The organism is Singulisphaera acidiphila DSM 18658, from assembly GCF_000242455.2.
In the GTDB taxonomy this organism is placed as follows: Bacteria; Planctomycetota; Planctomycetia; order Isosphaerales; family Isosphaeraceae; genus Singulisphaera; species Singulisphaera acidiphila.
On the sequence record NC_019892.1, the window covers coordinates 8,416,274 to 8,431,056 of the forward strand.

Consider the following 14,783-nt stretch of genomic DNA (forward strand, 5'->3'; position numbering starts at 1 on the left):
TCCAAGAGGGAACCGGCAACTCATTGGCATGGAGAGCTCCTGCGGAATCCGCCTGGGAAAAAGCGAAAAAAAAGCACGGCTCACCATCCGCAGATTGGTGAACCGTGCCCTGGTTCCGGACTTTCAAGTGATCGCCCTCGGGTTCGTATCGCAAGGCGTTTGACCGCCCCGGATCGAACTCGAAGCCGGTTCAGTTTCTCGCGCCCGCCGCCTCGGGTTCGCCGAGTTGCACGAGGGAGGCGGCCTCGAGGGCGTGCTTGCGCAAGTCCTCGGTGATCCGCATCGAGCAGAACTTCGGACCGCACATGCTGCAGAATGCGGCCGTTTTGAAGGCGTCCTGCGGGAGCGTCTCGTCGTGCATCCGCCGGGCGGTCTCGGGATCGAGCGAGAGAGCGAACTGTTGCTCCCAGTCGAACGAGTACCGGGCTCGGCTCAGCGCATCGTCGCGGTCGCGGGCACCCGGACGGTGGCGGGCGAGGTCGGCCGCATGGGCAGCGATCTTATAGGCGATCACTCCTTGGCGGACATCTTCGACTTCGGGCAAGCCCAGGTGTTCCTTGGGCGTGACGTAGCAGAGCATGCTCGCACCGTGCCAGCCCGCCAGGGCCGCGCCGATCGCTGAGGTGATGTGATCGTAGCCGGGTGCGATATCGGTCACGAGCGGGCCAAGGACGTAGAAAGGCGCCTCGCTGCACTCGATCGCCTGCTTCTCCATGTTCATGGCGATCTGGTCCATCGGGATGTGCCCGGGACCCTCCACCATCACCTGGCAGCCCCGCGCCCACGCGCGGCGGGTCAACTCGCCCAACGTTTTGAGCTCGGCGAACTGCGCTGCGTCGGAGGCGTCAGCGATGGAACCGGGGCGGAGGCTGTCCCCCAGGCTCCAGGTGACATCATACTGCCGCATGATGTCGCAGAGGTCGTCGAACCGGGTGAAGAGCGGATTCTCTTTCTTGTGCGCCATCATCCACTGCGCCATCAGAGAACCGCCTCGCGACACAATGCCGGTGACCCGATTCGCGGTCAAGGCGATGTACTCGCGGCGGATTCCGGCGTGCAGGGTCATGTAGTCGACCCCGTGCTTCGCCTGGTGCTCGACCACGTCGAGCAGGTCCTGCTCGGTGAGGTCTTCCACGTGCTTGACCTGCTGAATCGCCTGGTAGATCGGCACGGTTCCGATCGGGACCGGGCTGGCCGCGACGATCGCGTCCCGGATCGCGTTGATGTTGCCCCCGGTCGAGAGGTCCATTACCGTATCGGCACCGAGGTCGACGGCCATCTTGAGTTTGGCCAGTTCGTTGTCGATGTCGGAGGTGACCGCCGAGTTGCCGATGTTGGCGTTGATCTTGCACTTGGCCTTGATGCCGATCCCCATCGGCTGAAGGCCCTGCTTCAGGTGCACGATGTTGGCCGGGATGACCATCCTCCCCCGCGCCACCTCGGATCGAACCAACTCGGGTTCCAGATTCTCGCGGCCGGCGACATACTCCATCTCGGGTGTCACGATCCCCTGTCGCGCCTTTTCGATCTGAGTCATGGTGCGAGTATTCTCCTCCGAGAGCCGGTCGGTTGCCGTGCGACGATCGATGGCCGCGTCTATCCAAAAGAAACCCTGCCCCAAGGACATCGGGATTGTCCTATCCTAGACACCCGGTCCTAGATCGGTCAATTCACTCGGCGCTCGCGGCCCTGGGATCGCGAACCCTGGCAACTCAATTCGGCATGAAAACGATTGACGAACCTCAATTTTTTGCGAACACTAGTCGATAAGCTCATCTAAGGAATCCTATGCGCGCAGGGTTCCCCACCACCCTTCCGACATGATTCTTCGAGACCGCGACATTGGAGCTGTTGGCATGGCGGGAAGCCCAATCGTGATCTCACCTTCGGTGAGATCCAACCGGTGGCGTTGGAGTCTCATACTCCTGATCCCCGTGGCCGGCCTGGCTGGCGCGAGTTGGTGGCTGACAGCCCCACTCGAGGATATCGAAACGCTCCCCCCGCCGGTTTCCCACACCCGACCAATGACCGATTCGACAGGCCCCGCCCCAACCGCCACCATCGTGCATAACGGGCCACCCGCCTGGCCCGATCAGCCGCTGGAGGGGGAGCCGGCGAAAACGCTCCTCCTGGAGACGCTCCTCGACGTCGGCAAACGCCTCGATCGAATCGAAGGGTATACTGCCACGTTCCGAAAAACGGAACGCCTCCGTGGCATCCTGGGGGCCGAACAGACCCTTGCGATGAAGGTCCGCCAACGCCCCTTCGCCGTCTACTTCAAATTCCTGAACCCGCAGGCCGGGAAGGAAGTGGTCTACGCCGAAGGCCATCACGAGAACAAGGTGATCGCACACTCGACCGGGGTCTCGCGCTGGCTCGTTCCTCGGTTGGCCGTCCCCCCCGACCACCCGCTCGCCATGGCGGAAACGCGGCACTCCATCACCGAAGCGGGCCTCAGTAACCTGAACGATAAACTGATCGCGTTTCGTCGCCTCGACCTCAAGGACGACAAGGCGATCACCATTCTCGACCGGATCACCGACAGCGACGGCCGCCCCTGGCTCCGCTCCGTTCATCGCCACCTCAACAAAGACGGCTCGCGCCCATTTTATCACGTCGAAGTCCTCTACGACGTGGAGTCGCGGATTCCCCTCAAAATCAGCAACTACGACTGGCCCGAGCCCGGCCGTGAAGATCAGCTCGCCTTGGCCGAACGCTATTGCTATGACGACCTCAAGCTCGACGCCCCCCTCTCGTCCCTCGACTTCGACCCGGCAAACCCGGCATACGCCTTTCACCGCTACTAAACCGCAATATTAAAGCCCCCCTCGGGCCACCCGTAACTTGGGATGACTCAGGTCCGCAAGTCGTTCGGCCGTGCGTTTGAAATCAGGCCCGATCGACCGGTTGGGATCTGGCCGTCTCGCTCCTCCTCTGGCATCGTGGTCGCTTCGGCTTTCGCGGACGAGACCGGTTCCAAAGTGCGGGGCGATGAATGAAGACCTATCGCATTGCGGTCGTCAGAGGGGATGGGATCGGCCCCGAGGTGATCGCCAGCGCGCTCGAAGTCCTCGCGGGAGCGAGGCGGCTGGTCGCTGGTTTCGGAGTCGAGCTCATCGAGGCTCCCGCCGGAGCCGAGACCTATCGGGAGCAAGGGGAGGCGCTCCCCGCATCGACGCTCTCGGCCTGCCGCGCGGCCGACGCGATCCTGCTCGGCGCTTGCGGGTTGCCGGACGTCCGCTATCCGGACGGCACCGAGATCATTCCGCAAGTGACTCTGCGGATCGAGCTCGACCTCTACGCCGGCATCCGCCCCGCGCGACGCCTCGAGGGCGTCCCAGGCGCACTGGCGGGTGATCCGGCCATCGACCTCGTCATCGTCCGCGAGAGCACGGAGGGGATCTTCGCATCGCTGGGGGGCGGCATCGTCCTCGGCGACCAGCTTGCCACCGACACTCAAGTGATCACGCGGCGAGGGACCGAACGCGTCGTCCACTCAGCCTTCCGGTTGGCTCGCCGCCGCAGTCGCGCTCGGCCCCGGGTGACCTGCGTCGACAAGGCGAACATTCTCCGCTCGTTCGCCTTCTTCCGCCAGGTTTTCGATGAGGTGGCCGCTCTCTATCCCGACGTCAAAGCCGACCACCTCTACGTCGACGCCGCTGCGATGGAGCTCGTAAGGCGTCCGGAACATTTCGACGTGCTGGTAACCGAGAACCTCCTGGGCGACATCCTCTCGGACCTCGCGGCCGGGTTGATCGGCGGCCTGGGCGTTGCCCCTTCGGCCGACCTGGGTGACCGGCACGCCGTGTTCCAACCCTGCCACGGCACGGCTCCCGACCTGGCCGGAACGGGCGTGGCCAACCCCTTGGCCGCCATTCTCTCGGTCGTCATGCTGCTCGACCACCTGGCCGATACCCACGGCGACCCCGCCCCAGCGGCGGCCGCGCGACAGATCGAGCAGGCTGTGACCACGGCTCTCGCCTCGGGCGAGGCTCGGACGGCCGATCTCGGAGGCAACGCCACGACCAGCGATGCCACCGCCGCCATCCTCCGCAAGTTCGGCTCATCCCATCCAGCATGAGCCGAATCATCCCAGGGGCATCACACACGGACATGAAAATCCGATCGGCATTTGCAACAGAAAGCCATCGCTCCCACAGCAACGGCGTCGCTTCATCGCGACATCGAATCGCCACTGCCTGATTCGGTTATGATGCGACCTGATTTCGGCCGTTGTGCTTGGCCTGGTAGAGCGCGACATCGGCGGCCTCGATGAGTTGCTCAGCGGTGGCTCGTGGTGATGGCGTGGCTGCGGCAATCCCGATACTGACGGTCACGATCCCACGGGCGGCCCCCTCATTGGGGATTCTTAGTGCGGCGACCGCGGCGCAGGCCCGCGCGGCGACCTCGCGCGTTGTGACACTGTCGGCGTCCGGCAGGATGAGAGCGAACTCTTCGCCACCATAGCGGGCCACCAAGTCCGTGCCATGCCGGACACTTCCCTCCAGCGCCTCGGCGACGCGACGGAGGCAGGCGTCACCAGCGCGGTGGCCGTACCGGTCGTTGTAGAGCTTGAAATGGTCGATGTCGACCATCGCCGCACCGAGGGAGGTCCCAGGCCGCTCCGCCCGCTGCCACTCGGCCGCGAGCACCTCGTCGAAGCGGCGTCGATTGGCCAACCCCGTCAGCGAATCGGTCGTGCTCAGCGCTTCCAGTCGGCGGTTCGCCGCCCCCAAGGCCTCGGTCCGCTCGGCCACCTTGCGCTCGAGCGAAGCATAGAGCAACGCATTATCCAGCGAAACCGCGAGTTGACCGGCGATCAGCATGACCGCGTCCATCCCTCCAGCCGAGAACGCGCCTCGACTGAGCCGGTTCTCCAGCAAGAGGATCGCCCGGAGGACCCCCTGGTTGAGGATCGGGACCAGCAACAGCGAACAGCATTCGAGGCCGGTGATATAGGGATCGCGAGCAAAGCGGTCGTCACGCGTCGCGTCCTCCACAAGAAGTGGCTCCTTCGTTCGCTCGGCATAGCGGAAAGCCGAGAGAGGGAGCAGGCCCCGCATACCGGCCTCGTCCACCGGAATGGGACTCTCGGCCTCGCCCGCGATGGGCGGCAGGCACCACCCTTGTGATGAAACATCGTCACGCAATATGACCAATACCTTGGTTGCTCCGGTCATAGCCCCAAGCAGCTCGCCAACTCGGGCCTTGAGCCGATCGAGACCCGTCTCCGAGCTCAATGCCTGCGAAGCTTGGAGAATGGCCAGCATGTCGATCGCATCGGAAGAGACGCGACTGCTGCCGCGCGAGTCTCCCTTCTTTCGAGGACTGTCGACCATCCGCAGGAAGGGGTAGGCGTGCTCGAGCGCCCGCACCTTCGCAGTCGCCCCCCAATCCCGATAGAGCCGCCTCGCCTTGGCCAACAGCTTGCGACCGGTGTGCTCGAGCCCGTGCGCGAGATGGAACAGTGCGGCTCGCTCGGCGATGAGTGCCCGATGCCAAGGGCGCCGCCGAGTCGAGGCCTCGCGTTGCGCCACATCGAACGCGTAAGAGGCACCCCGAAAGTCGTCCACGACCCAGGCACGCTCAGCCTCGACCAACCGGAGCAGGTGCAGGAAGTTGCCGGGAGCATCCGAAGCGCGACGAGCTAACCAGTCCCGACACTCATCGAGCGCAACGAGCTTCGCCGCTCGCTCTTCCGGTTCGGCCGCCCGGGCGCTGTTCGCCAAGGCAAGGGCTTGAAGCCAATACGCCAGCGCGACGGTGTAGGTGCCTTCGATAGTGCCCAGCAACGGCATCGCCGAGGCGGCATGCTGAGCCAATCCCGGCTCGTCGTTGAACAAGGCAGCCGACACCGCTTGAGTCACATGAAAATAGCACGTTGCCATCGGGTTGCCGACCAGGCTGGTACGATACTCAGTCTCATTGAAGGAAAGTCCCGAAGCATCGGTCTCACCGCGAAGCGAGCGAAACAACTGCCGGGAGGAAACGAAACTGGCAACCGCATGGACGTTCCCGATTCGCTCGGCCAGCGCGATCGCGACTTCGGCTTCGGCGACGCAACGATCAAGTGTTGGCTCGCAATCAAAGAGAGTGCAAATCGAGGGGGCATAGGTGAAGCAAGCGTATTGCAGATCACCGCCGCGCATCAGCTCCTCGCGGGCCCGCTGCGCGTATTCGAGATTGTTTTCCAGGGGCTCGAACCAGTGCGCGGTGTGATACGCGAACAGGAAGCGAGCCTGGCCTGTTTCCGCCGGGAAGCCCAAAGACTCGCCCACCGCCAGGACATTCCGCACGGCCTGGTAGCCGGTGCGATAGTCACCTCGCAGCAGGATAGTGACAAGCCCGGCGTGCCCCAAGGGACAGATGAGGGGTGCGCAAGGGCCATACTCGCCCCAGAGACGCTGGCCCTCGAGCACCAGCCAAGCCTGAATCATCCGATTGCAGAAGAAGGCTGCCGGCATCATCCGGTTGATGAGCCTGGCCATCGCGAACACGCGGGGGTCGTACTCCTCAGACCGCGGTTTCTCCTCGTAACCCGCGCCTTCCTCGGCCCATCGCCAAAACGCGCCCGCTCCCTCAGCGAGATCCGCGTCAAGATTCACCCCCCAGGTGCGCGCCCCGAGTCGACGTAACAGATCGAGGCCAATCTCCAAAGCTTCGCGCGACCGACCGCGATGGGAGAGGCTGCCAATCTGAACACAGGTAACTTCGACCAGGTCCAGCGGGGCATGGCCCCGACGCTCGATCGTGCGGTATAGGCTGTCAGCTTCATCGAGACATCCGAGGCTGTACAACGCCGCATGCCGTTCGATCTCGAGGGCCGCGAGTGCGGCCTGATCCGCAAGGGGCCCCAAGGGGCCGAGCATGGTCATCGCGGCCTCAAGAAAGTGCTCCGAGGTGACATGATTGCTCACGAGGCGTGCGCAAACCGCCGCATCGTGGAACAGGGTGGCAACCCGGCGGCGTTCGTCCAGATCGTGGATCGCCTCGACGGCCGGCAAGTATTGCTCGGCCGCATCGACGCCGTGGTCGGGGAGCGTCGCCAGCCGCCGCGCCAGGGTGAGATGCAAGGCGAGCCGCTCCGCCGAGTCGAGCCGCCGATATGCGGCTTGCTGTACTCGGTCATGGCGAAACCGGACCGCACCGGCGCGTTCGAAAGCCAGCCGCTGACCGCCGTTGTCCATCACCAGAAGCCCATCCTCGAGCGGCGGCCCGAGCCGAGCTTCCAACTCCGACGCGGTCAGACCACTGGCGGCCGCCAGCAGGTCGAGCCCTACCTCACCGGCGAGACAGGCCATGGTCTCGAGCAGCACACCCGAATCAAAGGGCAGCCGGTCGATCCGCGCCGTCAACAGATCCACCACCTCGCTCCGGCCGACGAAACGACGAACCGTCGCTTCGTTCCATCCCCACCCCTCAGGTCCGAGGCTCAGCGCACCGTCTTGCCGTAGCGCGTTGACCAGTTCCACGGTGTCGTACGGATTGCCGCCGGTTCGATCGCCAAGCACGGCCGCCAGCCGGCTCGCCTCGGGCGGCCGCAGGCGGAGCATCTCCTCCAGGAGCGTTCCCAGGTCGGCAGGCGGCAGGTTTTGCAACCGGAGCCGTCGCGGTGCCGGGTCCAACCGCTCCCAACGGGAGAGCATCGGCGCAAGCGGATGTGCCGCATCGACCTCTCCATCGCGGTAGGCCCCCACGATCAGGATGCCCCGCAGCGTTTCATCCGCCAGCACGGCATCGATAAAGCGAATCGAAAGCGGGCCGGCCCATTGCAGGTCGTCGAGAACAAGAATCACCGGGCGAGTCGGAGAAGCGACAGCACGCAGCAATTCCAACACCGCCTGGCGCAATCGTGCCTCGGCCTCAACCGGATCGCCGGGAGCAATCTCCGGCTCCGCACCCAGCAGAACCGCAAACTCCGGCAACAACCCCGTGATCAGCCCGGCGTTGGGCCCCAGCTCGCGGAGAATCCGTGACCGCTGCTCAGCGAGTTCCGCATCCGGTTCAGCCAAGAGCAGGCGACCCAGGGCGTGTAAAGCCTGCATCACCCCAGCCGTGGTCGGATCGCGACGATACTGATCGAACTTCCCCGCCGCGAACAGGCCGCGCCGCGCCGTCACCAACGGCCGGAGTTCATCGATCAAAACCGTCTTGCCGACGCCCGGCGCTCCCGCAATCAGGACGCCGCGCGCCCGGTCGTCGCCGAGGCCTTCGAAGACGCTCCGCAACGCCTCGATCTCAGACTCACGACCCACGAGCCGGGAAGGAGGCGAGAGCCGAATCGGAAAGTCGCGTTCCCCCAACGGGAAGGTGCCGTCCTCGCCCTGAACCTGGATCTCACACAGCCGAGAGAGATCATCCGCCAAGCCCGCGGCGCACTGGTAGCGTCGGTCAGGCTCCTTCTCAAGCAGGCGCATGATAATCTCGGACAGCATTCTCGGGACGAGCGGGTTCCGTTCAGCAGGCGGCGTTGGCACGCGCACCAGGTGGTCGCGGACGAGTTGGAGCGGGTCATTCCCCTCGAAAGGGGGCTGGCCGACGGCCAGTTCGTAAAGCGTCGCGCCCAAGGAGTAGAGGTCAGCACGCCGGTCCACCGCTCGGCCCGTCCGCCCCGTCTGCTCAGGGGCAAGATAGGCCAGCGTACCTACGATCTCACGATGGTGGACGAAAGCCGGCCGCTCCCCAACGAACGTGGTGGCGAGATCGAAGTCGATCAGCAAGGGGCGGCGGCCCGGCCCCGAGAGCAGGATATTGGCGGGGTTGATATCCCTATGCACCACTCTGTGCTGATGCAAGGCCGCGACGATCTGCGCCAGCCCCAACGCAAACTCGAGCAGTTCCGGCATCGCCATCCGGCCAACGCGAATCACCTCGGCCAGCGACACGCCGGCCACATCCTCCATCCCGATCGCGTTCGTGAATTCGGCCACGGATACCAGTTGCGGCACGCCCCAAACACCGGCCAATCGCTCGAGGATCCCCAGTTCGTGCCGCCACCGCGCCTTCGCACTGGGACCAAGCAACTCCTTCACGATGAGGCTCCCCGCCCCATTCCGCAAAGGCAAGCGAACCACCCGCGTGTGATCGCTCTCGTGGAGGATCGTGATCAGAGCACAGTCCGCGTCCGTGGCAGGGCTCATGGTTTCGAGGGGCACGGGCACCCCCCAGCCTTCGTCAGCCGGCATTGGGTTAAGTCGAGTCTCTACCATGAGATCAATCGCATCATCCACGTGGCCCCCACCTGGGTCGGATTGCTCCGGGGAATCGCGATCTGATGTGGCCGTATCATCAAGCCGTTTCACTGGGCGAGCCATCCCTACACGCATCCAAGATATACTGCTTGTTAGAGCCGTCGTGACTCTCGTTACCTCACGGCACACTCGAAAAGCCATTCGATGCCGCCTCCGCCATCAAATAGCATAGGTTCCATTCACGTGCAAAATTATCAGGAAATCGCCCCCGTTTTTTCTTCTTCGATCCTGACTTTATGCGACTCCGCCAACCCGGACTCGAAGACGAGGACCGCGCATTGAACAGGACCGAGCGAGTCGGCAGACTCAACTTCGGTCGCTGGTCATCTCGACGGTGGGAGACACACGTGAAGGTTCAGAGCCGATTTACGTTGAGTGGGTTGATGGTAGCAACCACTGGCATCGCCCTCTGCTTCGCCGCCCTCGAGGTGATTACCGGCGGCGTCCTCTCGACGGCCATCCTAAATCATCGCTCTCGGCCCATGCTCCACTCACTGGCAAACCCGTGAACTCGCCGCACCATTCTGGGCGCCCCACACCCAGGAACAGCAAGACTCCATCATCAAAAAAAACACAATACGAATCATCACAATATTTTTATTTATCACACATACACGATGCTATACCCAAGGCACGTTCTATCAATTCCGGCATCGCTCTGGGCCAGGGTGGGGATTCGAGGCTGTTGATTGAGCGGCATCCCCTCGCCTGGCCGCTCCAATGCCATGCTTGCGGCCATCAAGCTCTAGCTGTTACACGCCCAAGAAAAGTGCCAGCGGCTTTCGACTTTGCCTGAAGGCACGGACCGGGCATTCGCCGAGGATCTCGTGGCCGAACTGTACAGGAGGCAGGTCGCCACATGACCACCCGCAACCCCAAAAGACGCCGCAATCCGACTCCAAAGCTCTGCGAACTCTTCGACCAATGCGGGTGTCGGATCAACTGCGCTAGCGGTCGCGGGACCTCGATATTGACATCAGCAACCACTATTCAAATTTATGATTAATAAGGAGAACGACAATGCAAAAAATCCCCACCATGTTCGAGCGAGATTGGAACGGCGACCGGAGCCGGGTGCTCAACCAGGTCCATCCCGGTTGCGAGTGGGTGGTTGCTGGCGAAGGCATCGCCACCCAGAAGATCGATGGCACGTGTTGCCTGATCCGCGATGGAGCTCTCTTCAAGCGGCAGGAGATCAAGCAGGGTCAGGCGATCCCTACAGACTTCGAGGAATCGGGATTCGACGACGAAACCGGTAAGCGGGTGGGTTGGCGTCCGATTGGCGATGGTCCGGAGGACAAATGGCACCGCGAGGGTTTCGCCAACCTAGCCGACAAGGCCGATGGAACCTACGAGTTGGTCGGTCCCCACACCCAGAAGAACCCGGAGAAATACGAGCAAGACATCCTCGTACCGCACACAGTGGAAACGCTTGGCTTTTCCGACAATCCGCCGCGCAACTTCGATGGGCTGAAGGCCTATCTGGCCGAAAAGGACATCGAGGGGATTGTCTTCCATCACCCAGACGGACGCCGCGCGAAGATCAAGAAGCGAGATTTCGGCTTGAAGCGATAGCCAGCCGTCGGGATATGACACGGGCGGCCAGTCGAAGCTCGCCCGTTTGCTCGAGCGGGATTCCTCGATGATTCGTAGGAAGCTCGCAGGCAATCAGTCTGACGAACTGGCGACCCAACACGTCATGAAGCCGAGAGTTAATAAGCCACGAATAATCAACTACGCCCAAAGGGCGTGGTATTAGGAAGCCCCCCCGAGGGATCGTCTACGTGAGGTAGCCCCCGTTGGGGGCGTGGATGTTAGAAACGCAATACACAGCTCTCTGTCCCTCTCCTCCCGTCAACCGCAGTCCCGCGCTCGAAGCCTTTTCCGACCGATCCCGTGGGTGACTATTGAGGGTCAGGAAAGTAATGCACGCTGAGAGCTCGAAATGTTCGGAGAAAACAGGACCGGGGCGTGCATTACTTTCGTAAGCATCCGGCCAACCGCACTCTAGACGCATCGTGCGGCCAGAGGGGAGAACGTCTCGATCACTTTCTCCCTCTCGTGGAACCGATCAGGGGGACTTTGCCGGACCGACGTATCGCTGCGGCGATAGACGACAAGGGACTTGCCAACACACATATATCACTTAATACGGTCAATCTACAACGACGTCCGGGCTCCGTCGCATCGCATGTTTCGCTTCGACTTATCAATCACATGACTTCCGGGTCCGCTGAACTGCAGCGTAGGTCGCCATGCCTCGGGCGCCAGGAGGACGTAAAAGCAATATTCGGACACTCCCACCGAATGTCTTTGGGACGCGTCGGTGGCCCGAGGGTCGTGCTGACGGCTATCCGGGAGAGTAACGATCGTGGCCATCCCTGCAGTCGAGAACGATCGGGAGTGCCGTTGCGTCCATCCCTTCGGGTCCACCAAGCTCTCGTGGACTACGACCCGCTGAGCTTTCTGAAGTGCGAGTGCCTGCGTATCGGCAAAGGCGGTACTCGGAGGCCGAGCGGTCCAACAGTTGAAGTAGAATGCGATTCGCTCGCCGGTTAGCCTCGCTGTGTAACCGGGCCTACGGGGAGGCGCTTCGAGCGAGTGATCGACGGTGATCGGCTTCCCGAGAAGGATGTGAACCAGGCGCTAGACTTCTCAACCGCCCCGCGCTGCACTTCCCCCCGTCGTTTACAACTGGAAGTCGTGCCAATCCCCTCGGAGCTCGCCATAGATGTCGAAGTTCCTTATTCGGATCGCGCTCTTTCACTCGCTCTGGATTGTCCCGCCCAGCTCGCATGGGCAGCAAGTGCCCTCGACTGGTCCTTTCGTGGCGCCGCAGGCCAAACTGCAGTATGCGCCAGACCGGGACTATGACCTGCAGCATATCGCTGCTGACTTGACCATTGACTATGCGGAACACTCCTTTCAAGGGAGTGTGGTCAACACCTTGGCTCCGCTCCGCGAGGGGGTGACGACCATTCAGTTCGACTGCGGCGAAAATCTGACCGTTACTGGCTGCGAAGTCGCAGGAAAGAAAGCCGTTTTCAGCCGGGAGGGGGACAAACTCAAGATCATCGCTCCTCAGCCGCTGCCGCCAGGTAAACCCGTTGCCTTGACCATCCGCTACTTCGATAGCGGCAAGAAGGAACTGCCCAATTTCCGTTGGCTCAAGCCGACCGTCGCAGACCCACAGCGCATCGGGTTTTGGACCAACGGCGAACCGTACTTCAACCGGCAGTGGCTGCCCACCTGGGACTACCCCAACGATTTCGCCACAACGGAGGTGCGAGTCACGGTACCAGCCGACTGGTACGTGATCAGCAATGGTATCCTCGATTCCGACACCCTCCGCGCGGACGGCAAGAAGCGCACCTTCCACTGGAAGATGGATCAGCCTTATGCCACCTATCTGATCTCGCTGGTCGGTGGACCGTTCGATATCAAGCCGGCCGATTGGCAGGGCATCAAATTGATGTATCTGGTTCCGAAAGGCAAAGGCGATCGGATCGACGATACTTTCGGCGACACGCCGGATATTCTCTCCTTCTTCTCCGACCGTCTCGGCGTCAAGTATCCTTGGCCAAAGTACGCACAGACTGCCGTCTACGATTTTCCCGGCGGCATGGAGAACGCGAGCGCGACAACTATCGGAGTACGAGACCTGGCCGACAGACGCAACGGCTATAAGACGAGTGTGCGCGGGGTCGCCCATGAACTGGCGCATCAATGGTTTGGCGACCTAGTCACCTGCGGACATTGGGGCGAGCTTTGGCTCAACGAGGGCTTTGCAGACCTCTTATGCGATGTTTACCTGGAACATACACAGGGTACGAGCACCTATGACTACGCAGTTCATGGCTGGACACAGGCGTATATCTCCGAGAGCCGGCGATACAAACGCCCTCTGGCCACAAACCTCTATGCGGACTCATCCTCGATGCTCGACTCCCATTCTTATAAGAAGGGAGCCGCGATTCTTCATACTCTTCGCCGCGAACTGGGAGACAAGGCGTTCTTTGCGGGCCTTCACCATTACCTGACTCAACATCGCCACCAGCCCGTGAACAGTCACGTCCTTTGTCGCGCCATGACCGAAGCGACGGGCATCAACCTTGAAGCCTTCTTCGATCAGTGGGTCTATAAGCCTGGTCATCCCATCCTGGACTACACCTGGAGGTGGGACGAGGAGAACAAGCAGGTCGTCCTGATGGTCAAGCAAACCCAGGACACAAAAGACGGGACACCCATCTATTCCATCAATGCGACGGTCGGCATGATCGGCCGGGGCGTCATGACACGGGCCAAGGTCAAACTCAATCAGTCGGAACAGGAAATTCACCTGGACGTGGCAAGAAAGCCGAATGCGGTGCTTTTGGATCCCGACCACGATTTTCTGCGCGAGATACCCGCGCTACACTGGGCGGCAGAGGAGTTGCCATCGATCCTCAATTATGCCTCGAACGCGGTAGATCGAGCGGAGGCCATGAACCGGATACTGGCAGAATCGCCTTCCGACGCGATGGTGCAAGCGATAGTCGAAGCAGTACGCGCGGATCAGGGGCAGTTCGTCGTTTTCCGGGACATCAATCGTCTGGGGAAACTGAAACGGGAAGACCTGCGCCCGCTGTTTCTTGAGCAACTGGCTCACCCCAACATTGACCGGCGCACACAGGCCGTTCTTGCCTTGGGACAGTTGCCGAAACCTCAAGATGAGACGACGACGAAGACTCTTCGCGGTCTGGTCAATGACAAAGAACTATACACGGTCGTCAGAGCGGCGATCTCGACACTCGGCAATTGGGATGCGTCCACGAATCGTGATGTTTTTCAGAATGCGACAAAACAGACGTCGCCATTGGACAGCATACGGCTGGTGGCTCTCGACGGGCTGACAAAGGCGGACGCGATGGAAGGGAAGGCTATATCCAACCCGTGTCCAGAGACGACTCGGACGGCGATGAAATTCCTCTCGGATCGTGCGAACGGCGTAAAGGACTCGCCCGTCATGGCGGCTCGACAGCGCGTCCTCTCTGCAACGGATCAAAAAGGCAACGCGACGATCGCAAGCATGCTGAAAGACCTTCACACCTTTGTCCCGCTCGCTTGTGACGAGGTAGAAACATGCGGGATAGAAGAGAGTGGAGAACGGATTAGTCGAGTCGCATACTACAAAGTGGTCACTGGGCAGGAGGTATGGTATTTAAGGTTTTCCCTAACGGCGGAGGGAAAAGTCGCGTCCCTCCGTCCCCAAGACTCTAGTTTTCGATAATTCAGGCGACTAAACGTCTTCGGCCGCTGCCGCCCGGCGACGCGGCCTTACCTGGCCATGAATCCCTACCACATTGGTGTCCTTCCGGCAGTCGTGTAAAAAGTGATCCTTTGGCGGCGGGCTAGTAGCCGCGTATCGAACCACGCCAGCGCAACCTCCTAATATGGGCGGCCGACGCCGTAATCCGGCTGCATGGCTCCCGAGCCGAGCTGACCGAGGCGGGGCGGGCATCCCGGTACCGGAAGGCTCTTGCCCCCGGCAAG

At 61.9% G+C, this 14,783-nt stretch carries 7 protein-coding genes; 5 read left to right on the forward strand and 2 right to left on the reverse strand.

Annotated features, from left to right (window positions below; translation table 11 throughout):
• Window positions 1-190: 190 nt before the first annotated feature.
• Window positions 191-1,537 (reverse strand): phosphomethylpyrimidine synthase ThiC, encoded by a 1,347-nt coding sequence (thiC, locus tag SINAC_RS32750; RefSeq protein WP_026012035.1) that lies wholly within the window; start codon window positions 1,535-1,537, stop codon window positions 191-193.
• Between the two features lie 319 nt (window positions 1,538-1,856).
• Between thiC and SINAC_RS32755 the strand changes: the two genes are divergently transcribed.
• Together SINAC_RS32755 and SINAC_RS32760 are read left to right on the forward strand one after the other, a co-directional pair.
• Complete coding sequence (locus tag SINAC_RS32755; RefSeq protein WP_015249837.1) at window positions 1,857-2,807, forward strand: DUF1571 domain-containing protein; 951 nt, start codon at window positions 1,857-1,859, stop codon at window positions 2,805-2,807.
• Window positions 2,808-2,995: 188 nt separating this feature from the next.
• A complete protein-coding gene (locus SINAC_RS32760) occupies window positions 2,996-4,081 on the forward strand; it encodes an isocitrate/isopropylmalate dehydrogenase family protein (RefSeq protein ID WP_015249838.1) in 1,086 nt (361 codons plus the stop codon).
• Between the two features lie 127 nt (window positions 4,082-4,208).
• Here SINAC_RS32760 and SINAC_RS32765 read toward each other — a convergent pair whose 3' ends face one another.
• Window positions 4,209-9,185, reverse strand: a complete 4,977-nt coding sequence (locus SINAC_RS32765; RefSeq protein WP_020466446.1) for a diguanylate cyclase domain-containing protein — start codon at window positions 9,183-9,185, stop codon at window positions 4,209-4,211.
• Window positions 9,186-9,634: 449 nt separating this feature from the next.
• On the opposite strand from SINAC_RS32765, the gene SINAC_RS41615 reads away from it, so the two are divergent.
• The 3 genes from SINAC_RS41615 to SINAC_RS32780 all read left to right on the forward strand — a co-directional run bounded on the left by SINAC_RS41615 (window position 9,635) and on the right by SINAC_RS32780 (window position 14,520).
• A complete protein-coding gene (locus SINAC_RS41615; protein ID WP_015249840.1) occupies window positions 9,635-9,760 on the forward strand; it encodes a hypothetical protein in 126 nt (41 codons plus the stop codon).
• A gap of 511 nt (window positions 9,761-10,271) precedes the next feature.
• Window positions 10,272-10,826 carry a hypothetical protein gene (locus SINAC_RS32775; protein WP_015249841.1) on the forward strand — a complete coding sequence of 185 codons (555 nt, stop codon included), beginning with the start codon at window positions 10,272-10,274 and terminating at the stop codon, window positions 10,824-10,826.
• A gap of 1,156 nt (window positions 10,827-11,982) precedes the next feature.
• Window positions 11,983-14,520: a M1 family aminopeptidase gene (locus tag SINAC_RS32780; RefSeq protein WP_015249843.1), complete on the forward strand. Its 2,538-nt coding sequence runs from the start codon at window positions 11,983-11,985 to the stop codon at window positions 14,518-14,520.
• The last annotated feature ends 263 nt before the right edge of the window (window positions 14,521-14,783 follow it).

Coding starts and splice junctions, on each gene's coding strand:
- thiC (WP_026012035.1), bottom strand. CDS start 1,537: ATGACTCAGATCGAAAAGGCGCGACAGGGGATCGTGACACCCGAGATG.
- SINAC_RS32765 (WP_020466446.1), bottom strand. CDS start 9,185: ATGCCGGCTGACGAAGGCTGGGGGGTGCCCGTGCCCCTCGAAACCATG.
- SINAC_RS32775 (WP_015249841.1), top strand. CDS start 10,272: ATGCAAAAAATCCCCACCATGTTCGAGCGAGATTGGAACGGCGACCGG.
- SINAC_RS32755 (WP_015249837.1), top strand. CDS start 1,857: ATGGCGGGAAGCCCAATCGTGATCTCACCTTCGGTGAGATCCAACCGG.
- SINAC_RS32760 (WP_015249838.1), top strand. CDS start 2,996: ATGAAGACCTATCGCATTGCGGTCGTCAGAGGGGATGGGATCGGCCCC.
- SINAC_RS41615 (WP_015249840.1), top strand. CDS start 9,635: ATGGTAGCAACCACTGGCATCGCCCTCTGCTTCGCCGCCCTCGAGGTG.
- SINAC_RS32780 (WP_015249843.1), top strand. CDS start 11,983: ATGTCGAAGTTCCTTATTCGGATCGCGCTCTTTCACTCGCTCTGGATT.